Source organism: Kineosporia sp. NBRC 101677 (genome assembly GCF_030269265.1).
GTDB lineage: Bacteria > Actinomycetota > Actinomycetes > Actinomycetales > Kineosporiaceae > Kineosporia > Kineosporia rhizophila.
The window spans coordinates 26,266-48,056 of the sequence record NZ_BSTA01000011.1; the positions used below are offsets into that span (position 1 = coordinate 26,266).

At 69.6% G+C, this 21,791-nt stretch carries 21 protein-coding genes; 5 read left to right on the plus strand and 16 right to left on the minus strand.

Going from position 1 to position 21,791, the window contains the following annotated elements; translation table 11 throughout:
- Positions 1 to 16: 16 nt before the first annotated feature.
- Both QSK18_RS27425 and QSK18_RS27430 read right to left on the minus strand, forming a co-directional pair.
- Positions 17 to 2,020, minus strand: coding sequence for a fumarate reductase/succinate dehydrogenase flavoprotein subunit (locus QSK18_RS27425; RefSeq protein ID WP_232812995.1), 2,004 nt, complete (start codon positions 2,018 to 2,020; stop codon positions 17 to 19).
- 1 nt (position 2,021) lies between these two features.
- Positions 2,022 to 2,717 (minus strand): succinate dehydrogenase cytochrome b subunit, encoded by a 696-nt coding sequence (locus QSK18_RS27430; protein WP_232812994.1) that lies wholly within the window; start codon positions 2,715 to 2,717, stop codon positions 2,022 to 2,024.
- Positions 2,718 to 2,811: 94 nt separating this feature from the next.
- On the opposite strand from QSK18_RS27430, the gene QSK18_RS27435 reads away from it, so the two are divergent.
- Complete coding sequence (locus QSK18_RS27435) at positions 2,812 to 3,759, plus strand: LysR family transcriptional regulator (protein WP_232812993.1); 948 nt, start codon at positions 2,812 to 2,814, stop codon at positions 3,757 to 3,759.
- Positions 3,760 to 3,813: 54 nt separating this feature from the next.
- Here QSK18_RS27435 and hisB read toward each other — a convergent pair whose 3' ends face one another.
- Both hisB and QSK18_RS27445 read right to left on the minus strand, forming a co-directional pair.
- The gene (hisB, locus tag QSK18_RS27440) at positions 3,814 to 4,413 is read right to left on the minus strand and encodes an imidazoleglycerol-phosphate dehydratase HisB (RefSeq protein ID WP_232812992.1); all 600 of its coding nucleotides are present in this window, start codon (positions 4,411 to 4,413) and stop codon (positions 3,814 to 3,816) included.
- 133 nt (positions 4,414 to 4,546) lie between these two features.
- A complete protein-coding gene (locus tag QSK18_RS27445; RefSeq protein ID WP_232812991.1) occupies positions 4,547 to 5,686 on the minus strand; it encodes a histidinol-phosphate transaminase in 1,140 nt (379 codons plus the stop codon).
- Between the two features lie 164 nt (positions 5,687 to 5,850).
- On the opposite strand from QSK18_RS27445, the gene QSK18_RS27450 reads away from it, so the two are divergent.
- Positions 5,851 to 6,750: a hypothetical protein gene (locus QSK18_RS27450; protein ID WP_285624959.1), complete on the plus strand. Its 900-nt coding sequence runs from the start codon at positions 5,851 to 5,853 to the stop codon at positions 6,748 to 6,750.
- Positions 6,751 to 6,804: 54 nt separating this feature from the next.
- Entirely contained in the window at positions 6,805 to 7,383 is a 579-nt protein-coding gene (locus tag QSK18_RS27455; RefSeq protein ID WP_232812989.1) for a TetR/AcrR family transcriptional regulator, read from the plus strand.
- Here the strand turns inward: QSK18_RS27455 and QSK18_RS27460 are convergent.
- Together QSK18_RS27460 and hisD are read right to left on the minus strand one after the other, a co-directional pair.
- Positions 7,360 to 7,878 (minus strand): DUF1697 domain-containing protein, encoded by a 519-nt coding sequence (locus tag QSK18_RS27460; RefSeq protein ID WP_232812988.1) that lies wholly within the window; start codon positions 7,876 to 7,878, stop codon positions 7,360 to 7,362. The genes QSK18_RS27455 and QSK18_RS27460 overlap by 24 nt on opposite strands.
- Positions 7,878 to 9,203: a histidinol dehydrogenase gene (gene hisD, locus QSK18_RS27465; RefSeq protein WP_232812987.1), complete on the minus strand. Its 1,326-nt coding sequence runs from the start codon at positions 9,201 to 9,203 to the stop codon at positions 7,878 to 7,880. The genes QSK18_RS27460 and hisD overlap by 1 nt, the downstream gene beginning before the upstream one ends.
- A gap of 68 nt (positions 9,204 to 9,271) precedes the next feature.
- Here hisD and QSK18_RS27470 point away from each other — a divergent pair, with 68 nt between their 5' ends.
- A complete protein-coding gene (locus tag QSK18_RS27470; protein ID WP_232812986.1) occupies positions 9,272 to 9,925 on the plus strand; it encodes an LON peptidase substrate-binding domain-containing protein in 654 nt (217 codons plus the stop codon).
- 24 nt (positions 9,926 to 9,949) lie between these two features.
- The gene (gene ybaK / locus QSK18_RS27475) at positions 9,950 to 10,468 is read left to right on the plus strand and encodes a Cys-tRNA(Pro) deacylase (RefSeq protein WP_232812985.1); all 519 of its coding nucleotides are present in this window, start codon (positions 9,950 to 9,952) and stop codon (positions 10,466 to 10,468) included.
- Between the two features lie 168 nt (positions 10,469 to 10,636).
- Here the strand turns inward: ybaK and QSK18_RS27480 are convergent, their stop codons facing one another.
- From QSK18_RS27480 to ftsZ, 10 genes are all read right to left on the minus strand, one after another.
- Complete coding sequence (locus QSK18_RS27480; protein WP_232812984.1) at positions 10,637 to 11,254, minus strand: hypothetical protein; 618 nt, start codon at positions 11,252 to 11,254, stop codon at positions 10,637 to 10,639.
- Between the two features lie 101 nt (positions 11,255 to 11,355).
- Complete coding sequence (gene dnaE / locus QSK18_RS27485; protein ID WP_232812983.1) at positions 11,356 to 14,889, minus strand: DNA polymerase III subunit alpha; 3,534 nt, start codon at positions 14,887 to 14,889, stop codon at positions 11,356 to 11,358.
- A gap of 302 nt (positions 14,890 to 15,191) precedes the next feature.
- The gene (locus QSK18_RS27490) at positions 15,192 to 16,121 is read right to left on the minus strand and encodes an RluA family pseudouridine synthase (protein ID WP_232812982.1); all 930 of its coding nucleotides are present in this window, start codon (positions 16,119 to 16,121) and stop codon (positions 15,192 to 15,194) included.
- Positions 16,114 to 16,731 carry a signal peptidase II gene (gene lspA, locus QSK18_RS27495; protein ID WP_232812981.1) on the minus strand — a complete coding sequence of 206 codons (618 nt, stop codon included), beginning with the start codon at positions 16,729 to 16,731 and terminating at the stop codon, positions 16,114 to 16,116. Before lspA ends, QSK18_RS27490 begins: the two co-directional genes overlap by 8 nt.
- A 40-nt stretch (positions 16,732 to 16,771) precedes the next feature.
- Positions 16,772 to 17,167 carry a TraR/DksA family transcriptional regulator gene (locus QSK18_RS27500; RefSeq protein ID WP_285624965.1) on the minus strand — a complete coding sequence of 132 codons (396 nt, stop codon included), beginning with the start codon at positions 17,165 to 17,167 and terminating at the stop codon, positions 16,772 to 16,774.
- 140 nt (positions 17,168 to 17,307) lie between these two features.
- The gene (locus QSK18_RS27505; RefSeq protein ID WP_232812979.1) at positions 17,308 to 18,078 is read right to left on the minus strand and encodes a DivIVA domain-containing protein; all 771 of its coding nucleotides are present in this window, start codon (positions 18,076 to 18,078) and stop codon (positions 17,308 to 17,310) included.
- 170 nt (positions 18,079 to 18,248) lie between these two features.
- Complete coding sequence (locus tag QSK18_RS27510) at positions 18,249 to 18,530, minus strand: YggT family protein (RefSeq protein WP_231440701.1); 282 nt, start codon at positions 18,528 to 18,530, stop codon at positions 18,249 to 18,251.
- Positions 18,531 to 19,007: 477 nt separating this feature from the next.
- On the minus strand, positions 19,008 to 19,505 hold the full coding sequence (locus QSK18_RS27515; RefSeq protein WP_232812977.1) for a cell division protein SepF: 498 nt from the start codon (positions 19,503 to 19,505) through the stop codon (positions 19,008 to 19,010).
- A gap of 36 nt (positions 19,506 to 19,541) precedes the next feature.
- Positions 19,542 to 20,234: a YggS family pyridoxal phosphate-dependent enzyme gene (locus QSK18_RS27520; protein WP_232812976.1), complete on the minus strand. Its 693-nt coding sequence runs from the start codon at positions 20,232 to 20,234 to the stop codon at positions 19,542 to 19,544.
- Positions 20,235 to 20,243: 9 nt separating this feature from the next.
- Positions 20,244 to 21,689 carry a cell division protein FtsZ gene (ftsZ, locus tag QSK18_RS27525; RefSeq protein ID WP_232812975.1) on the minus strand — a complete coding sequence of 482 codons (1,446 nt, stop codon included), beginning with the start codon at positions 21,687 to 21,689 and terminating at the stop codon, positions 20,244 to 20,246.
- Positions 21,690 to 21,791 lie beyond the last annotated feature (102 nt).

Below are 21,791 nucleotides of genomic sequence, written 5' to 3' on the forward strand. Positions count from 1 at the left end.
CGTACCTTTCGAAAGATCAGGCGTAGGTGCGCTGAGCCGGGTGGACGTAGTCGAAGACCAGGTCCTCCTGGTGAAGGACCGGCTCCTGGGTACCGCCGAAGCGGCCCTGGCCGGCGTACTCCCAGGCGGCGACGAACGAGAACTTGTCGTCCTGCCGCTCGGCCTCGCCCTCGGCGGTCTGGCTCTCCTCACGGAAGTGCCCGCCGCACGACTCCTCCCGCATCAGCGCGTCGATGCACATCAGCTCGCCGAGCTCGATGAAGTCGGCGACCCGGTTGGCCTTCTCCAGCGACTGGTTCAGCTCGGCGCCGGTGCCGGGCACCTTCACCCGCTTCCAGAACTCCTCGCGCAGGTGCCGGATCTCGCTGATCGCCTTGCGCAGCCCGGCGTCGTTGCGGGCCATCCCGCAGTAGTCCCACATGATCTGGCCGAGCTCACGGTGGAAGGAGTCGACCGTGCGGTCACCGTTGATCGACAGCAGCTTGTCGATCCGCTCCTTCACCAGCGTCTCGACCTCGGCCACCTCGGGGGCGTCGGCCGCCACCGGGGCGAACTTGTTGCTGCCGATGTAGTTGTTCAGCACCGTGGGCAGGATGAAGTAGCCGTCGGACAGGCCCTGCATCAGCGCCGAGGCACCGAGCCGGTTGGCGCCGTGGTCGGAGAAGTTGGCCTCACCGGCGGCGAACAGGCCGGGGATGGTGGTCTGCAGGTCGTAGTCGACCCACAGCCCGCCCATCGTGTAGTGCACGGCCGGGTAGATCCGCATCGGCTGCTTGTACGGGTTCTCGGAGGTGATCCGGGCGTACATGTCGAAGAGGTTGCCGTACTTCTCCCGCACGGTGGCCTCGCCCATCCGCTTGATCGCGTCGGCGAAGTCGAGGTAGACCCCCTGCCCACCGGGACCGACCCCGCGTCCTTCGTCGCAGACGTTCTTGGCTGCGCGAGAGGCGATGTCACGCGGCACCAGGTTGCCGAACGCCGGGTAGATGCGCTCCAGGTAGTAGTCGCGCTCTTCCTCGGGGATCTGCTCCGGCGGGCGGTTGTCGCCCATCTGCTTGGGCACCCAGATCCGGCCGTCGTTGCGCAGCGACTCGCTCATCAGGGTGAGCTTGGACTGGTGGTCGCCCGAGCGCGGGATGCAGGTGGGGTGGATCTGCGTGTAGCACGGGTTGCCGAAGTAGGCCCCGCGCCGGTGCGCCCGCCAGATCGCGCTGGTGTTGGAGCCCTTGGCATTGGTGGAGAGGAAGAAGACGTTGCCGTAGCCGCCGGTGGCGAGCACCACCGCGTCGCCCAGGTGCGTGGACAGCTCACCGGTGACCAGGTTGCGGGCCACGATGCCGCGGGCCCGGCCGTCGACGATGACCAGGTCGAGCATCTCGTGGCGGGCGTACATCTCCACGTTGCCGGCGTCGATCTGCTTCGACAGCGCCTGGTAGGCGCCGATCAGCAGCTGCTGGCCGGTCTGGCCGCGGGCGTAGAAGGTGCGCTGCACCTGCACGCCGCCGAACGAGCGGGTGTCGAGCAGGCCGCTGTACTCACGGGCGAACGGCACGCCCTGGGCCACGCACTGGTCGATGATCTTCACGCTGTTCTCGGCCAGGCGGTAGATGTTCGACTCCCGGCCCCGGAAGTCGCCACCCTTCACCGTGTCGTAGAACAGCCGGTAGATCGAGTCGCCGTCGTTGCGGTAGTTCTTGGCCGCGTTGATGCCACCCTGCGCGGCGATCGAGTGCGCGCGGCGGGGCGAGTCCTGGAAGCAGAACTGCACCACGTGGTAGCCCTGCTCGGCGAGGCTGGCGCCCGCGGCGCCGCCGGCCAGGCCGGTGCCGACCACGATCACCTTGTGCTTGCGCCGGTTCGCCGGGTTCACCAGCTTGGAGGCGAACTTGCGCCGCTCCCAGCGGGTCTCGATGTCACCGTCGGGGGCCTTGTCGTCGGCGATCGGCTCGCCGACCGAGTAGAACTCGCCCTCGCCGACGAGGCCGCTGCCCTTACCGAGAATCTTGGACAGGTCTGCCATCTCAATCCACCCATCCGAAGACGACGCTGTACGGAACGATCAGGAAGCCGAGCGCGATGGCCACCGCGACCACGCTCGAGAGGGTGCGCAGGGAGGCCGTGGTGGCGCGGTTCCAGCCCAGGGTGTTCGCGGCGCTCCAGAGGCCGTGCCAGATGTGCATGCACAGGGCACCCATGGCCAGCGTGTAGAAGACGACGTTGTACCACTCGTGGAAGCTGGCGGTGACCCGCGCGTAGGGCTCCTTGGAGTCGCTCGGGTTCACCGTCCCGAAGGTCATGTCGAGCAGGTGGTAGACGATGAACAGGGCCAGGGTGACGCCGCCCCAGCGCATCAGCGTGGTGGCGTAACCGCCCTTGCGCCGGGCCTGGTACTTCACCGGCCGGGCCTTCGCGTCGTGCCGGGTCAGCGTGATCGCCGCCCAGAAGTGCGCGACCAGCGCCACGATCAGGCCGATCCGCATGATCCAGAGGAACCAGGACTCGTGCAGGGCCGGCTCGCCGAGGGTGCGCAGCCAGTGCGCGTACTCGTTGAACTCCGGTGCCCCGAAGAAGACCTTCAGGTTCCCGATCATGTGCGCGACGACGAACCCGAGCATGGCCAGTCCGGAGACCGCCATGATCATCTTCCGCCCGATGGTCGAGCGGTGCAGGCTGCCGAATCCCGTCACTCGCGGGTTCTTGCTCAGCGTCTCTACCACGCGGGAAAGGTATTCCCTAGAGGCTGATTAGGTCCAAGAGATGAAGCGTTGGATCTCGATAGGGAGAACCTATGAACCTGGTTACGCTGTGCTCGTGCAACTACAGCAGCTCGTGTATTTCCTCACTGTCGCGGAAACCAAGCACTTCACCCGGGCGGCCCAGCTCCTCGAGATCGCCCAGCCCTCGCTGTCGCAACAGATCCGGGCGTTGGAAGCGTCACTCGGCACGGATCTTTTCGACCGGGTGCGCGGCAACATCACGCTTACCCCGGCGGGCGAGGCGTTACTCCCGATCGCCCAGCGGATCACCGCCGATGTGGAGACCGCGCAGCAGGAGGTGCGCGAGCTGATCGAACTGCGCAGCGGGCGGGTGCGCCTGGGCGCCACCCCGAGTCTGCTCACCGGTCTGGTGCCGGAGGTGGCCAGGCGTTATCGCCGCCGCTACCCCGCGATCCGGCTGGTGCTGGAGGAGAGCGGCTCCCGCGACCTGGTGGCCAAGACCGCCTCCGGGCTGATCGATCTGGCGTTGCTCGTACTTCCACTGCACTCCGACGACCCGGCGCTGGAGACCGTGCCCCTGCTGCGGGAAGACCTGGTGGTCGTTTCGTCTCCCCGCGAGCCGGCTCCCACCGACGGGCGTCCGATTGCCATCGCACAGCTGCGCGGACGTCCTTTGGTGATGTTCCGCAACGGGTACGAACTGCGCGACGTAACCGTGGGCGCCTGCCGTAGAGCGGGTTTTGCCCCGTCACTCGCTGTGGAGGGCGGAGAGATGGACGCGGTGCTGAGCATGGTCGAGGCGGGGCTGGGACTGGCGGTGGTACCCAGCACAGTTGTCGCCGGGCGGTCCACCCACCGGGTCACACCCATTGCCGCTCCGGGTCTGTCGCGCACGATCGGTCTGGCCCACCGCCGGGGCGCTCAGCCCTCCCGGGCAGCGCAGGAACTACGCGCAGAACTTCTGGGCTACCTGGGCAGCGCTTCCGTTGATGGCACGCTCCCGCCCGGTACCGAGCTCATCGCCCCCTCAACCACAAACTAGGGACGTTTGTGAGACTCAGGCTCACAAACGTCCCTAGTTGGTTCGGGCTTTTGGTCAGAGGGAACCCTTGGTGCTGGGGATACCCGTGACGCGGGGGTCGGGCTCGACCGCAACGCGCAACGCGCGGGCCAGCGCCTTGAACTGCGCCTCCACGATGTGGTGCGGGTCGCGACCGCCCATCACCCGGATGTGCATGGCGATGGCCGCGTGGTGCGAGATGGTCTCGAACACGTGCCGGGTCAGCGAACCGATGTAGGTACCGCCGATCAGCACGAACTGCTGCCCCTCGGGCTCCCCCGTGTGCACGCAGTACGGCCGGCCGGACACGTCGACCACGGCCTGCACCAGCGCCTCGTCGAGCGGCACCATCGCATCGCCGAAGCGGCGGATCCCGGCCTTGTCGCCCAGCGCGATCTTCAGCGCGTCGCCCAGCACGATCGCCGTGTCCTCGACCGTGTGGTGCGCGTCGATGTGCAGGTCCCCGGTGGACTGCACGGACAGGTCGATCAGCGAGTGCTTGGCCAGGCTGTTCAGCATGTGGTCGTAGAAACCCACCCCGGTGGAGATCTCTGCCTTGCCGGTGCCGTCCAGGTCCAGTTCGACGACGACGCTGGACTCCTTCGTCGTCCGTTCGATCCGGGCGGTGCGGGACATCGGTTCTCCTCGGGGCGTGCGTCGGGTGGGTCTTCTCGAAAACCTAATGGGGGACGTCCGCGGGCACCCAACCGGGGAACCGGCACCGAGGTGCCGTACCCCGGTCGGCGCGCACCGACGTCTGCAATTTGTTCTAGGCAGGGAGCGGGACGTCGAGCAGGGAGTCGGCGAGAGCGTCCAGGAACGTCGTGGTCTCCCCCTCCGTGCCCGCGGTCACCCGGAGGAAGCCGGGCAGACCGTTGTCGCGGATCAGTACCCCCCGCGAGAGCAGCGAGCGCCACACCGCCTTCTCATCGGCGAAACCACCAACCAGAACGAAGTTGGCGTCGCTGGGGGCCGGCTTCAGGCCGAGCTCCTGGGTGGCGGTGACGATCCGGTCGCGCTGGGCCTTGATCGCCTCGACCGTGTCCAGCAGCACGTCGGAGTGCCAGAGCGCGGCGCGGGCGGCGGCCTGGGTGAGCGAGGAGAGGTGGTAGGGCAGGCGCACCAGGCGGATCGCGTCCTGCACCGCCGGGTGCGCGGCGGAGTAGCCGAGGCGGGCTCCGGCCAGGGCGAACGCCTTGCTCATGGTGCGGGTGACGACCAGCCGCTCACGACCGGGCAGCAGCGTCAGGGCACTCGGGGTGCCCGGACGGGCGAACTCGGCGTAGGCCTCGTCGACGATCACGATGCCGTCGGTGGCGTCGTACGCGGCCCGCACCACCTCGAGGTCGAGCGCCGTGCCGGTGGGGTTGTTGGGCGAGCAGAGGAACGTGACGTGCGGGCGGTGCTGCTCGATCTGCGCCACGGTCTGCTCGACGTGCAGGTCGAACTGGTTCGGGTCGTCGGCCGCCTGACCGGGCCGGCCGCGGTGGCCGTCGATCCAGGTGGCGCCGGTGCCGGTGGCGATGATCGAGTGCATCGAGTAGCTGGGTGAGAACCCGAGCACCCGGCGGCCGGCCCCGCCGAAGGCCTGCAGCAGCTGCTGGAGCACCTCGTTGGAGCCGTTGGCGGCCCAGAGCTGGTCGCGTTCCAGGTCGTGGCCGAGGTAGTTGGCCAGGTCCTCGCGCAGTTCGGTGAACTCGCGGTCGGGATAGCGGTTCAGGTGGCGGGCCTGCTTACGGACGGCGTCGAGGATCGCGGCGACCACCTCACCGGGAACGTCGTAACTGTTCTCGTTGGTGTTCAGCCGGACCGGGACCTCGAGCTGCGGCGCGCCGTACGGGGTGAGACCGCGCAGGTCGTCACGCAGGGGCAGGCGGGCGAGGACCTCGTCCCGGGAGTCGTTGCTCACGGGCGGGAGTCTACTGACCTCTTTCGTTCCCCCCTCCGGTCGCCCGAGGTCGGACTCCGGGTCGCGCTTGGTGCACACTCTGGCTCCACGTTGCCGCTGATACCCCAGTGGCCTGGCATGATCCGCAGGGTCGCGCGGAACCTATCGAGACAGGAGGGTGGGTCGTGGACGAAGTCGGCGCCGGCCGGATCACCGTGCTCGCGGCCGCGTGGGCGCTGCGACGCCCGCGGCAGGCGGCCGCCCTCCAGCGAATGACCGGCGAGGATCGGACCGAGGCCTACCTGTTGTCGCGGGTGCTTACCCAGGATGAGGCTGCCGAACTCACCGCGCTCGGCTGGACCCCGGCCGATCTGCGGCGCCTGGTGCGGTTCGAGCGTCCCCGGTTGCTGGTGCCCAACCCCGTGGCGATCACCGAGGAGAACCCGGACCCGGACGCCTGGGAGCGCCGCTGGTATCCCCCGCCGACCCGGCCCGACCTACCCCGGCGCAATGAGCTGCCCTTCGGCGAACTGGTTGCCTGGGCGCGGATCCGCCCCAGCGACCGGGCGTGGCTGACCGGGGTCACCAGCACCGAACTGCGCTGGCTCGGCCTCCCCAGCATCATGAAGGTTCTGGAGCCGTACCTGACCTCCCCGCTGGGGATCGATCCCGGCACCGCGTTGCCGCAGGCCCGCCGCTACGTGCCGTTCACCTTGTTCGAGACCGCGGTGCGCGCCCGGGGCGGGGTCGACCCGAGCATGTTCCGGGAGCGGATCGACTCGGTGCTGAGCAGCCGCTGGATCCATGAGGTGCCGGAATGGGAGACCGCAGGCTGGATCTCGCACCCCGCCCAGGCTCCGCTGCTGTTCGCTCGGTACGAAGAGGGGGACCACGACCCGAGCACCCGTTGGGAACGCTGGCGAGCGGTTGCCCGCCTGGCCGGGCCGGAGGGCATTCACCCGGCCGACTGGTGGGCGGCCGGCTTCTCCCCTGAGGAGGCGCTGCGGGCGTACGAGAAGAACCGGGTGCCAGACCGTTCGACGCTGGCGGCGATGACCGTGGTCCGGGGCAAGACGCCACGCTGAACAAAAGGTTTCGCCCTGGGTAACAATGGTTTTTTTCCGGTGGGAGGTGTCCGGGTGAGCGAGACCGCGGGACGGCCGTTGCGCGCCGACGCCCGGCGCAACCGGGAACGGTTGCTGCAGGCCGCGGTTCAGGCCTTCAGCCGGGAGGGGCCCGAGGCCTCCCTGGAGGGCATCGCCAAGGATGCGGGCGTGGGCATCGGTACGCTGTACCGGCACTTCCCGAGCCGCGACGAGCTGGTCGAGGCGGCGTACCGCAACGAGCTGGCCAAGTTGTGCGACGCGGCCGAGGACCTGCTGGCCGCCCTGCCCACCGACCAGGCGCTGCGCCGCTGGATGGACCGGTTCTTCGACTACATGAGCACCAAGCGGGAGATGGCCGAGGCGCTGCGGGCAGTCGTCGCCTCCGGGCGCAATCCCTACGCCACCAGCCGTGACCGGATGACGGCGGCGGTGCGGCGGCTGCTCGAGGCCGGGGCCGCGGCGGGCACGCTGCGCAGCGACGTGCGGCCGGAGGACGTGCTGCTCTCGATCAGCGCGATCACCATGGCCGCAGCCGCGCCGGAGCAGCGTGAGCAGGCCGGGCGGGTGCTCGACCTGCTGATGGACGGGCTACGGCTGGGTCAGCGCGCCTAATTTCTTGACCGTGTTCCAGTTGCGGGTGGTGACGGGTGCGCTCTTGACCTTGCCCACGGCGATCGAGAGCTTGCTGTCGGCGAAGCCGTTGGGCAGGCGCAGGTACAGCTCGGTGCCGTGGGCGATGAGCTCGTCCGGTTCCTGGGCAGCTGGAAGCTGGGCCGGGGGCACGGGTCGGTGCATGAAAACCACCGCGTGCCGGGCCCCGTCCTCGTCGGCCGTGGGAAAGGGATTGGCCTGGATGATCGCGGCGAGTTCGGCGCCGGTGCGGGCGAACACGTCGGTGGTCAGGCCCAGCTGCTGCTGAAGCCGGCTCTCGAGTTCCTGGGCGACCTCGGCCGGGTCCCGGTCGGTGCTGACCACGGCCTGACCGCTGGCCATCAGCGTCTTGACCTCGGTGTGCCCGAGTTCGGTGAGCAGCGCCCGCAGATCCGCCATCGGCAGCCTGCGGGCCCCGCCCAGGTTGACGCCGCGCAGCAGCAGGGCCACCCGCATCAGAACCTCGCGGTGACGGCTTCGCCGTGGGCCGGCAGGTCCTCGGCGTTGGCCAGGGCGACCACGTGCCCGGCCACCCCCTCGAGCGCCGCCCGGTCGTAGCTGACCACGTGGATCCCCCGCAGGAACGACTGCACGCTGAGGCCGCTGGAGAAGCAGGCACAGCCCCCGGTCGGCAGCACGTGGTTCGAGCCGGCGCAGTAGTCGCCCAGGCTGACCGGCGAATAGGCACCGACGAAGATCGCCCCGGCGTTGCGGACCCGGGCGGCCACCGCGTCGGCGTCGCGGGTCTGGATCTCCAGGTGCTCGGCGGCGTAGGCGTCGACCACCTTCAGCCCCTGATCGACGTCGTCGACCAGGACGATCGCCGACTGCGGCCCGGACAGCGCGGTGGTGACCCGCTCGGTGTGCTTGGTGGCCGCCACCCGCCGGGCGACCGCCTCCTCCACCTGCGCGGCCAGCTCGGTGGAGTCGGTGACCAGGACCGCGGCGGCCAGCGGGTCGTGCTCGGCCTGGCTGATCAGGTCGCTGGCCACGTGCTCGGGATCGGCGCTGTCGTCGGCCAGCACGGCGATCTCGGTGGGACCGGCCTCGGAGTCGATCCCGATCACCCCGAGCAGCAGCCGCTTGGCCGCGGTGACGTAGATGTTGCCCGGACCGGTGACCAGGTCGGTGGGCTCGCAGATCCAGGTGCCGGCGGCGTCTTTCGCCCCGTAGGCGAACATCGCCACGGCCTGGGCCCCGCCGACCGCGTAGACCTCGTCGATGCCGAGCAGGGCACAGGCGGCCAGGATGGTGGGGTTGGGCAGACCCTCGAAACCGGCCGGGTTGTCGCGCTGCGCCGGGCTGGTGACGGCAATGCCGGGAACGCCGGCCTCCTGCGCCGGAACCACGTTCATCACCACGCTGCTGGGGTAGACGGCCCGGCCGCCGGGCACGTAGAGACCCACCCGGTCGACCGGCACCCAGCGCTCGGTGACCGTGCCCCCGTCGACGACCTTGGTGGTGGTGTCGTGGCGGCGCTGGTCGGCGTGCACCAGGCGGGCCCGGCGGATCGACTCGTCCAGGCCGGCCCGCACCTCGGGGTCGAGCTGGGCCAGCGCCCGGGTGAGGGCCTCGGCCGGCACCCGGACCGAGTCCAGCCGCACGCCGTCGAACTTCTCGCTCAGCTCGACCAGGGCGGCCACACCGTGCTCGCGCACCTGCTCGACGATCGGGCGGACGACGGCGAGCGCCTGCTCCACGTCCAGCTCGGCGCGGGGCACCACGGCCCTCAGGTCACGGGAGGTCAGCTGCTGGCCACGCAGGTCAAGTCGGCGGATCACGGCGGTCAGTCTAAGTGCGTCCCATCGGCCCGGGACGCGGAGGCTGCATGTTTGACTAGTTTGGTCCCGTGGCGACCCGGCTTCCTCTCTTTCCACTCAGCACCGTTCTGGTGCCGGGTCTGGTACTGCCGCTGCACATCTTCGAGCAGCGCTACCGGTTGCTGATCGCCGCGCTGCTCGACCTGCCCGAGGGCGCGCCGCGGCACTTCGGCGTGGTGGCCACCCGGCCCGGCGGCGACCCGGAGACCCTGGAGGGCCTGTACCCGGTGGGCTGCACGGCGCAGATCCGCGAGGTGACGCCGTACGACGACGGTCGCTACGACCTGGTCACCGTGGGCCAGATGCGGTTCTCGCTGCAGGGGCTGGACGCCGCCGCCGAGACGCCGTACCACACGGGCCTGGTCGACTTCATCGGGGAACCGGACGGCCCCGGTGACATCGATGCCGCCGCCGAGCTGGTGGGCCTGCGCTTCGCTGCCTACCGCGACCGGCTGCGGGTGGAGCAGTCCGGGGTGCCGACCGAGCCCCGGGTGCTGTCGTACCTGGTGGCCGCGGCGGCCGTGCTGGAGCTGCCGGAACGCCAGGCCCTGCTGGAGGCGCCGACCACGCACGACCGGCTCACCGCCGAGTTGTCGCTGCTGCGGCGGGAGATCGGGCTGCTGAACGCGTTCAACTCGCTGCCGGCGGTGGAGCTGCTGAAAGAGCCTCCGACCCCGAACTGATCTCCGTACGCCAGAATCACCGGCGTGGCGAAGAAGAAGGATGCAGGTGCGTCGACCCCGGCGGTGAAGCTGCTGACCGGGGCAGGGGTGCCGTTCACCGTGCACACGTTCGAGGCGGAGGACCGCAGCCGGGCCTCGTCCGCACCGCGGGTCTCGTTCGGGTCCGAGGCCGCCGGTGCGCTCGGGGTGGAGGAGTCCCGGGTGTTCAAGACGCTGCTCGCCGACATCGACGGCGGGCTGTGGGTGGCGGTGGTGCCGGTGACCGGGCAGCTCGACCTCAAGGCGCTGGCCGCGGCGGCGGGCGGGAAGAAGGCGGCGATGGCCGACCCGGCGGCGGCCGAGCGCAGCAGCGGCTACGTGGTGGGTGGGATCAGTCCGCTCGGGCAGCGCAAGGCCCTGCCCACGGTGGTCGACGCCTCGGCCCTGGAGCATCCGACCGTGTTCGTCAGCGGCGGTCGGCGAGGGCTGGACCTGGAGCTGGCGCCGGACGACCTGGTGCGCCTGACCCGCGCCCGGACGGCTCCGATCGGACGGGCTGAGTAGTTCCTGGTTTCTCGCCGCCCAGGTCGGGACGGGCCTGCGCAGTCACTGGATTCCCGCCGCCCAGGACAGCACGGGCCTGCGCAGTCACTGGATTCCCGCCGCCCAGGACAGCACGAGCCTGCGCAGTCACCGGACTCCCGCCGCCCAGGACGGCACGGGCCTGCGTAGCTACTGGTTCTCGTCGCGCAGGTCGGGGCGGGCGGCCAGTTCCAGCCGGCGCGACGTCCAGGGCAGGATCGCCCCGACCATGATCACGACCGCGGTGGTGGCGGGCCAGATGAACGCCGAGCCGATGGTGCGCAGCGGCAGTTCCGGGTTGTCCAGCTGGTCGCCGAGCTGCCAGGCGATCACCGCGCCGAGGGTGCAGGTGGCGATCAGGGCCAGCACCCTGCGCACCGGCGTGCGCCCGGGCCAGATCAGCGGGTAGACACCGGTCAGCACACCCGCGACCAGCCCGAGCCCGGCCAGGGTGCCGTCGACCGAGGCCTGCACCTCCTGCTCGTCGCCCAGGTGCTGGGCCGAGGGCAGGACAGCGCGCCAGAGCACGGCGATCAGCACACCCAGCAGCAGCGGGACTACCAGGCTGACCGTCTCACCGGCCAGGACCCGCCGCCCCCCGCCGGGCCCAGCACTCCTACCCCCAGCACTCCTACCCCCGGCGCGCCTGCGACCGGGCGCGCGGGCAGGGGTGTGGGCGGAGGGCTGCTGCCCCCAGGCGTCTGCCCCTAGGTCCGGTCCGGCTGGTCCGGCTGGTCCGGAATCTGGGGTCTGATCGAACGTGCTCATCGGGCGCCAACCCTAACGTCACACGCTCGAACCGTGACTCCCGGTCCACCCGGCCGGGCGCCCCGCCCGGGGCGTCCGACCGGTTCGTGGTCAGCTTCTTCTCAGGAGGCCAGGCAGCTCGGACCGAGCAGCGCCTTCAGGTCGCCGAACAGCGCGGGCGACGGGGTCACCCGCAGCCGGTCGTCGAGCCGCATGGTGGTCTGCCGCCCCGGCTGCACCAGTTTCAGGTGCACCTCCGTGGAGCCGGAATGGTTCACCAGCACGTCTTTCAGCTTCTCCACGGTGGGCGGGGTGCAGCGACTGACCGGCATCGACAGCACCACCGGGCCGTTCGAGCTGACCGTCAGGTCGGGGATGGTGAGTTCCTGCGCGTAGATCGTGGGCACGTCGTCACGCCGGTTGACCCGGCCCTTCACCACGACCACCAGGTCCTCGGCGAGCACGTGCAGCACCGTCTGGTAGGTCTGCGGGAAGAACAGCACCTCGATCGCGCCGCCCAGGTCCTCCACCGTGGCGATGGCCCAGGGGTTGCCGTTCTTGGTGAGCTTGCGCTGCAGCGAGCTGATCATGCCCGCGATCACCACGGTGGCCCCGTCGGGCCGCCCGTCGTCGCCGGTGAGCTGGGAGATCGTGCAGTCGGCGGACTTGGCCAGGATGTGCTCGACACCGAACAACGGGTGGTCGGACACGTACAGCCCGAGCATCTCCCGCTCCGAGGCCAGCAGGACCGACTTCTCCCACTCCCCCTCGGGCACCGGAGGCACCATCGACAGCTGCGGGCCCGAGTCGTCGTCCGTCATCAGGGCCCCGAACAGCGAGTCCTGACCGTTGGCCTCCTGCCGCTTGTCCGAGACCACCGCCTCCACCGCCTGCTCGTGCACCGCGACCAGGCCCTTGCGGGTGTGGCCGAGGGTGTCGAACGCGCCGCCCTTGATCAGCGACTCGATGGTGCGCTTGTTGCAGACCACCAGCGGCACCTTGCGCAGGAAGTCCTCGAAGGAGGTGAAGCGGCCCTTCTCCTCCCGGGCCGCCACGATTGCCTCGACCACGTTCGCCCCGACGTTGCGGATGGCGGTCAGGCCGAAGCGGATGTCCTCGCCGACGGCGGTGAAGTTGGCGCTGGACTCGTTCACGTCCGGCGGCAGCACCTTGATGCCCAGGTGCCGGCACTCGTTCAGGTACAGCGCCGACTTGTCCTTGTCGTCGCGGACACTGGTGAGCACCGCGGCCATGTACTCGGGCTGGTAGTTGGCCTTGAGATAGGCCGTCCAGTAGCTGACCACGCCGTAGGCGGCCGAGTGGGCCTTGTTGAAGGCGTAGTCGGAGAACGGGACCAGCACGTCCCACAGGGTCTTGATCGCCTCGGCGCTGAACCCGTTGTCGAGCATGCCCTTCTCGAAGCCGACGTACTCGGCGTCGAGCACCTCGCGCTTCTTCTTGCCCATGGCCCGGCGCAGCAGGTCGGCCTTGCCCAGCGAGTACCCGGCCAGCTGCTGGGCGATCGCCATGACCTGCTCCTGGTACACGATCAGGCCGTAGGTGGTGCCCAGGATCGGTTCCAGGGCCTCGGCCAGCGAGTCGTGCGGGTAGCTGATCTCCTGCTGCTTGTTCTTGCGCAGGGCGTAGTTGGTGTGCGAGTTGGCACCCATCGGGCCCGGCCGGTAGAGCGCGCCGACGGCCGAGATGTCCTCGAAGTTGTCGGGGCGCATCAGGCGCAGCAGCGAGCGCATCGGGCCGCCGTCGAACTGGAACACGCCCAGCGTGTCACCGCGCTGCAGCAGCTCGTACGTCTTCGGGTCGGTCAGCTCCAGCGACTCCAGCTCCACCGGCTCCTTGCCGTTGAGCACGATGTTCTGCAGCGCGTCGTCGAGGATGGTCAGGTTGCGCAGACCCAGGAAGTCCATCTTGACCAGACCCAGGTTCTCGCAGGTCGGGTAGTCGAACTGGGTGATGATCGCGCCGTCCTGCTCGCGGCGCATGATCGGGATGTGGTCGATCAGCGGCTCGCTGGACATGATCACACCGGCCGCGTGCACACCCCACTGCCGCTTCAGGCCCTCCAGCCCCCGGGCCGTCTCGACCACCTTGGCCACGTCCGGGTCCTGCGCGTGGAGCTGCCGGAACTCCTCGGCCTCCTTGTAGCGCGGGTGCTTGTCGTCGAAGATCCCGTAGAGCGGGATGTCCTTGCCCATCACCGCCGGGGGCATCGCCTTGGTCATCCGCTCACCGAGGGAGAACGGGTAGCCCAGCACACGGCCCGCGTCCTTCAGGGCCTGCTTGGCCTTGATCGTGCCGTAGGTGACGATCTGCGCGACCCGGTCCTCGCCGTACTTGTCGGTGACGTAGCGGATCACCTCACCGCGCCGGCGCTCGTCGAAGTCGACGTCGAAGTCGGGCATCGACATACGCTCGGGGTTGAGGAACCGCTCGAAGATCAGGCCGTGCTGCAGCGGGTCGAGGTCGGTGATCTTCATGGCGTAGGCGGCCATCGACCCGGCTCCCGAACCACGGCCCGGGCCGACCCGGATGCCGTTGTCCTTGGACCAGTTGATGAAGTCGGCCACCACCAGGAAGTAGCCGGCGTAGCCCTTGCTGGTGACCACCTCGCACTCGTAGTTGGCCTGCTTCTGCACCTCGTCCGGGATACCGCCCGGGTAGCGGTGCATCAGCCCGGTCTGGACCTCCTTGATGAACCAGGACTGCTCGTCCTCGCCCTCGGGCACCGGGTAGCGCGGCATCAGCGAGCCGACCGACTCGGTGAAGGAGATGTCGCAGCGCTCGGCGATCTCCAGGGTGTTGTTGCAGGCGTCCGGCAGCTCCGACCACAGCTCGCGCATCTCCTGCGGCGACTTGAGGTAGAACTCGTCGGCGTCGAACTTGAAGCGCTTGGGGTCGGCCAGGGTGGAGCCGGACTGCACGCACAGCAGCACCGCGTGCGCCTTCGCGTCCTCCGGCTTGGTGTAGTGCAGGTCGTTGGTGGCCACCAGCGGAAGGTTGAGCTCGCGGGCCAGCTTGACCAGGTCCTGCTGGATGCGGCGCTCGATGCCGAGCCCGTGGTCCATGACCTCGCAGTAGTAGTTGCCCTCGCCGAACACGTCGCGCCACTCGGCGGCGGCCGCCACCGCCTCCTTGTACTGGCCGAGCCGGAGCCGGGTCTGCACCTCGCCGGACGGGCAGCCGGTGGTCGCGATCAGGCCCTCGTGGTACTTCGAGAGGATCTCGCGGTCCATCCGGGGCTTGTAGAACATTCCCTCCATGCTGGCCAGCGAGGCCAGCCGGAACAGGTTGTGCATGCCGGTGTTGTTCTCGGACCACAGCGTCATGTGCGTGTAGGCACCGGTACCCGAGACGTCGTCGCCGCCGCCGTCGCCCCAGCGGACGCGGGTGCGGTCCTTCCGGTTGGTGCCCGGGGTGACGTAGGCCTCGACCCCGATGATCGGCTTCACGCCGTGCTTCTTGGCCTTCTTCCAGAACTCGTAGGCGCCGAACACGAACCCGTGGTCGGTGGTGGCGACCGCGGGCATGCCCATGCGGGCGGCCTCGGAGAAGAGGTCGTCGATCTTCGCCGCCCCGTCGAGCATCGAGTACTCGGTGTGGTTGTGCAGGTGGACGAAGGAATCGGACGGGCCGGGCACGGGGCGCCTCCAAGCGGTCGGCCGGGCGCCACGAGAGAACTCCCGGGCACAGCGGCTGGTCGGGGACCAGGACGGACACCAGCACTGCGACCGGGAAGGGGCACCCGCCGCCGAGGCGGCCGGTGAGGTCTGGTGCGGGTGGATCGGCAGTCAGTCTAAGTGCCGGGTCCGACAGAATCCGGCAGACCCGGACGACGGGCCCGGTGGACCCGGCGTGTTGAGCACGGATCCGGGACCCGGGCCCGTCCTCGGCCGAACGGCCGAGGACGAAGGGCGTCGATCACGGGCGAAGGGGCCCGGGCTCAGCCCTGGTCGCGCAACCGCTCCAGGGCGACGGCCAGGTCTTCGGGGTAGTTGCTGGCGAACTCCGCCCACTCCCCCGAGCCCGGGTGCTCGAAGCCCAGCTTCACCGCGTGCAGCCACTGCCGGCTCAGTCCGAGCCGGGCCGACAGGGTCGGGTCCGAGCCGTACATCGGGTCGCCCACGCAGGGGTGGCGCAGGGTGGAGAAGTGCACCCGGATCTGGTGCGTGCGCCCGGTCTCCAGGTGCACCTCGACCAGCGAGGCGGCCCGGAAGGCCTCGACCGTCTCGTAGTGGGTGATGCTCGGCTTGCCCCCGGTCACCACCGCCCACTTGTAGTCCTGCCGCGGATGCCGGCCGATCGGCGCGTCGATGGTGCCGCGCAACGGGTCGGGGTGGCCCTGGACCACGGCGTGGTACGTCTTCTCGACCGTGCGGTCGCGGAAGGCCTGCTTCAGCACCGAGTACGCGTACTCGCTCTTGGCCACCACCATCAGGCCGCTGGTGCCGGCGTCGAGCCGGTGCACGATGCCCTGGCGCTCCGGCGCCCCGGAGGTGGCGATGGAGTAACCCGCGGCGGCCAGTCCCTGCGTCACGGTCGGGCCCGTCCAGCCGGGGCTGGGATGGGCAGCCACGCCGACCGGCTTGTCGATGACCACCAGGTCGTCGTCGTCGTGCACGATCCGCATGCCCGGCACCGGCTCCGGCGGGGGCAGCTCGTCCTGCTCGGGCCCGGGCAGCGTGATCTCCAGCCAGGCCCCGGCCCGCAGCCGCTCGGACTTGCCCACGGCCGTGCCGTCGAGCATCACCGCCCCGTCGGTGGCCAGGTCGGCGACGGCGTTACGGGAAAGGCCGAACAACCGGGCCAGTCCCGCGTCCAGCCGTTCCCCGGCCAGGCCGTCGGGAACCGGCATCGAGCGCACCTCAGGCATCGTCGCTCTTCTCGGTGCCCTCGTCCGCCGAGCCGTCCGCCGGCTTGTCCGAGGTGACCCGCTGCCCGTCCAGGCCGATACCGATCACGCTGAGCACCGCGATCAGCACCGCCGCGCAGGTGATGGCGCAGTCGGCCAGGTTGAAGATCGGCCAGTTCGGCAGCTCGAGGAAGTCCACCACGTGCCCGCGGAACACCCCCGGCGAACGGAAGATCCGGTCGGTCAGGTTGCCCACCGCGCCGCCCAGGAGCAGGCCCAGGGCGATCGCCCAGCCCCAGTGCCCCAGGGTGCGGGACATCCGGATGATGAAGATCGCCACCGCGACCGCCACCACCGAGAAGATCCAGGTGGCTCCGGTGGCCAGCGAGAACGCGGCCCCCGGGTTGCGGATCAGGTAGAAGCCGAACACGTCGCCGAGGACGTCGACCCGGCCGCGGCCGGTCAGCTCCTGCACCGCGATGTACTTGGTGAGCTGGTCCAGCCCGAGGACGACCAGGGCGATCAGTGGCACGGCGGCGGAGTAGGCCCGGCGGCGGGCCGACGGCGCGGGCGGGCCACCGGCGTCCTGCGAGGACACCGGCGTCTGGGTGGGCGGGGTGGGCTCAGTCATCGTCCTCATAGGGTGCCATGACTGGCCTGCACCTCCGCACCTACCGCCGTTCCTGCCGCTGCTTGCACGAAACGCACAGCGCCGCCCGGGGGAAGGCCTCCAGCCGCGGGAGCGCGATCGGCTCACCACAGCTCTCGCACACGCCGTAGGTGCCCGCGTCGATCCGCCCGATCGCCTCCTCGGTAGCCAGGATCGCCTCGTCCACCCGGGTCAGCAGCGCCTGCTCGTGCTCCCGCTCGAAGGTCTTGCCGCTGGAGTCGGCCGGGTCGTCACCGGAACCGGCCTGACTGTCGCGGATCACCTCGGCCAGACCGGCCAGCACCGCCTCCCGCTCTCCCCGCAGCCGCACCAGCTCGGTGTTCAGCTCGGCCCGGATGCCCTCGAAGGCACCCTCGGTGGTCGTGGTGGCAGCACCCTTGCGGTCGGTCCGTGGCACGTCGAGGTCCCCCCTACACAGCGCGAAGCGGCACCAGGTCACGCGAGAACCTGGCGCCGCCCGCAAAACGGCTGACGGCAGATTCAGACAAGTCTGAACCCGCCGAGCCGGACTGGCTAGCCGCCCGGGCTAGCCAATGTTCAGTTCTGGCCGCCGAAGGGGTACTGGGCCGGGGCGTCGGAACCCGAGTCGTAGCCACCCCGCGTCGGCAGGGGCGCTCCGTACGGAGCAGCACCGACACCGGCCGGCTGGGACTGCGGCTGCTGCGGGCCCCGGGTGGGCACGACGGCGGCCTTGGACTCCAGCTCACGCAGCTGGCCCTCGAGGTAGGACTTCAGGCGGCTGCGGTACTCGCGCTCGAAGGCGCGCAGCTCGTCGATCTTGCGCTCGAGCAGCGAACGCTCCTGCTCCAGCGAACCGAGGGTCTGACGCTGCTTCTCCTCGGCCTCACGGATGAGCCGGGTGGAGTGCTCGCGCGCCTCGCCGACGATGCGGTCGCGGGTCTGCTCACCGTTGCGCACGTACTCGTCGTGCAGCTTCTGGGCCAGGGCCAGCATGCCGGCCGCGGCCTCGGGGCCCTGCGAGGACGACTCCATGACGGCGGGCACCCGGACCGGCTCCGGCACGACCGCGGCCACCGGCTGCGGAACGGGCGGCGGGGGCGGGGTCGGCATCGGAGCGGGGGCCGGCTCCGGCGCCGACTCGCGGGCGACGTTGGCGCGGGACAGCTCGCCGACGCGTCGCTCGCACGAGCTCAGCTTGCCGCGCAGCTCCTCGTTCTCCTCACCGAGGCGACGGAGTTCGTTGACGACCTCGTCCAGGAAGTCGTCAACCTCGTCCTGGTCGTAGCCCTCACGGAACTTCGTCGCCTGGAAGCGCTTGTTAACAACGTCTTCGGGCGTCAACGCCATCTGGTCACCTCGCGTTGGTCACTCAATCGGAAGTGCGGAGCCGCTGCTACGCCACCGTACCGGAAGCTGACGCTACACAAGGTCGGGGTAGAAGACCACTTCTGGAGCAACGGACCGTCACGTGTCACGCACACTCTGTCACCCAAAGGTGCGGCATACGCCCATTGGGTCTACGGGCGCAGCACCTGCATCAGGATGCTCACTATGAGGAACAACACGATGAAGGCCAGGTCCAGCTGGATCGCCCCGATGCGCAGCGGCGGGAGCAGCCGGCGCAGGGCCTTCAGCGGCGGGTCGGTGCCCGAGTAGATGCCCTCGGCGATCACCAGCACCACGCCCCGGGGGCGCCAGTCGCGGGCGAAGACCTGGATCCAGTCGATCACCAGCCGGCCGATCAGGATGATGAAGAACAGGAAGACGACGTAATAGAGCAGGTACCTGATCACGTCCACGACGGTTACGACTCCGCTTGCACTCAGATTCGGAACGGTCCGGCCCGGGCCGCTTCACGCGGTGCGGGCCGGCCGCAGGGGGACGGCTGCAGTCGAACGGCGTTCACGGTAGCGAACCGGGCATCGATGTATCCGCCCGGATCGCCTAGGATGATCCATGTTGCCCGCTCACCCGGCCGGATCGGCCGGATTCTGGTGGCAACCGTCGTCCTTCTGCATCAGCCGGTACAACGCACCGGCCCACCGTGCGGTGCCCACCCTCGCCCGTCCGGCTCTACGAAGCTGAGCGCAGCGGTACGAACAGGCACACGGCTCACCCGCCGGAGCACGAACTGCCCCTGAGGGCAGCAGCGTCCAGATCCGGGCGCACCTGATCGCCCAGGCACACGTCATGAGGAGCACCCGCGCCCGCCACCAGCAGGTGCTACGGGAGTGCAGGAGAAGCCGAACCGGCCCGGACCTGGAGTCCGGACCGGTTCAGGACTGGTTGAAGAAGGCCGAGCGCTCGGCCGGCCGGACCTTCTCCGGGGTCGCCACCTCGACGTTCGCCGGTGACAGGAGGAAGACCTTGCCGGTCACCTTCTCGATCGACCCGTGGAGACCGAAGACCAGACCGGCGGAGAAGTCGACCAGACGCTTGGCGTCGGAGTCGTCCATGTCCGTCAGGTTCATGATCACCGGAGTGCCGGAGCGGAAGCTCTCGCCGATGGTCTTGGCCTCGTTGTAGGTCCGGGGATGGATCGTGGTGATCCGGTGGATCTCGGCCGAGGGGTGCGCGACCACCCGGGCGATGTTCCCCGTCCCCTGGGCGCGGCCGATCGGGGTGACCGGGGCCCGGCGGGGCTCTTCGCGCTCTTCTTCGTCGTCCACGACCGGATCGAAGTCCTCGTCCTCGTACTCGTCGTACGCCGAGTAGCGGTCGTCGTCCTCGGCAAGGCCCAGGTACACCATGGTCTTGCGCAGTGCGCCGCTCATCGAAACCTCCGCATGTTCGCTCACCCTGCGACGAAGCTACCCGAGGGGCGGCCTCTGACCGAGGACCGCGCTTCCGACACGCAGATGAGTTGCTCCGTGACGCAGCGCTTGCACAAAATCCCCGCTCATGCCACCCGAAATGGCAGCCGCTCCCGGGTGCTTGTTCTGTAGATGCAGCGAGGAGCGCAAAAGTTCAGAAAAGGCCCGATCTGGGTCCCACGTCACAGGCGCCACGGCCATCAGGCCCGCTAACTCAAGGTGATCGGCCCCGACGATCTCGTCGGCCAGCGCCGCCACGTCCGCGGCCACCACACCACCACGGGCCGGGTCGCCGTCCAGACTCAGCTGGATGAAACAGCTCACCTTGTGACCGGCCTCGCCCGCGCCGCGTTCCAGGCCCGGAATCAGCGAAGGGCGGTCCACCGAGTGCACGACGCGCGCGTACCGGCCGACCGCCCGGGCCTTGTTGCTCTGCAACCGGCCGATGAAGTGCCAGGTCAGATCCAGGTCGGCCAGCTCGCCGACCTTGGCCGAGGCCTCCTGGTCGCGGCTCTCGCCGACGTCCCGGACCCCGAGACCGGCCAGCTGCCTGACATCGCTGGCCGGGTACGTCTTGGTGACGACGACGAGTGTCACCTCCGCGGGGTCACGCCCCGCCTCCGCACACGCCGCCGCCACCTGCGCCTGGACCTTCGAGAGCCCGGCGCTCAGTTCTTCTTCGCGATGCACCCGCGAAAGTTACTTGAGGAAGTCCGGCACGTCGAGGTCGTCGTCGTCGAGCACGATCGGCCGGGGAGTACGGGCCGGACGGGGGTCGTTGACCTCGATGACCCGCGGCGGGGTCGGCGTCGGGTCCTTCGGCAGTTCGGTGTAGGTGTTCTGCTCACCGGTGCCCTGCTCGGCGTGCTGCCGCCAGCTCTCCGGCTCCGGCTCGACCGGCGCCGGCGGGTTCAGCGGGGTGGGCTGGGCATACCCGTGCGATCCCGACTGCGCGTACCCGTTGCTGTTCAGCTGCGCGCTGACGGCGGGGATCGGCACCGGCGCGGTGACCGGCTGCTGCTGCGGGATCGGCCCGGCCGACTGCTGCGCGTGCTGGCCGTACTGGTTCTGCTGGGCACTGGCCGGAAGCGGGGTGGCCGCCTGCACGTGGGCCGGACGCGCCTGACTGGACGAGGGCGGTAACTGCTGCCGCCCGCTGACCTGGCCGAGCGCGTTCTGGTCGGCCCGCTTCACCGGGCTGCCGCCGTCGAAGCCGGCCGCGATCACGGTGACCCGGACCTCGTCGCCGAGGGCGTCGTCGATCACCGCACCGAAGATGATGTTGGCCTCCGGGTGGGCGGCCTCCTGGACCAGCCGTGCGGCCTCGTTGATCTCGAAGAGACCCAGGTCGGAGCCACCCTGGATGGACAGCAGCACCCCGTGGGCACCGTCGACGCTGGCTTCCAGCAGCGGCGAGGAGATCGCCGTCTCGGCGGCCTGGATCGCCCGGTCCTCACCCCGCGCCGAGCCGATCCCCATCAGCGCCGAGCCGGCGCCCTGCATCACCGACTTCACGTCGGCGAAGTCGAGGTTGATCAGGCCCGGGGTGGTGATCAGGTCGGTGATGCCCTGGACACCGGACAGCAGCACCTGGTCGGCCGAGCGGAAGGCGTCGAGCACGCTGACGTGGCGGTCGCTGATCGACAGCAGCCGGTCGTTCGGGATGGTGATGAGGGTGTCGACCTCTTCGCGCAGGGAGGTGATCCCCGAGTCGGCCTGGGTCGAGCGGCGCCGGCCCTCGAAGGTGAACGGCCGGGTGACCACACCGATGGTGAGGGCGCCGAGCGACCGGGCGATCCGGGCGACCACGGGCGCGCCACCGGTTCCGGTGCCACCGCCCTCGCCGGCGGTCACGAAGACCATGTCGGCGCCCTTGATCACTTCTTCGATCTCTTCGGCGTGGTCCTCGGCGGCCTTGCGGCCGACCTCCGGATCGGCGCCGGCGCCGAGGCCGCGGGTGAGCTCGCGGCCGACGTCGAGCTTCACGTCGGCGTCGCTCATCAGCAGCGCCTGGGCGTCGGTGTTGATCGCGATGAACTCGACGCCCTTGAGTCCGACCTCGATCATCCGGTTGACTGCGTTGACGCCGCCGCCACCGATACCTACAACCTTGATGACCGCGAGGTAGTTCTGCGGAGCTGCCACGTCGGGGTGCCTCTCGCTCGCCGGATCCTTAGATCCTAACCCTCAACTGGAGGGTTATAGTTATGTCAGCCTGTCCTGATAAGCGAACGTAGGTGTCCACCC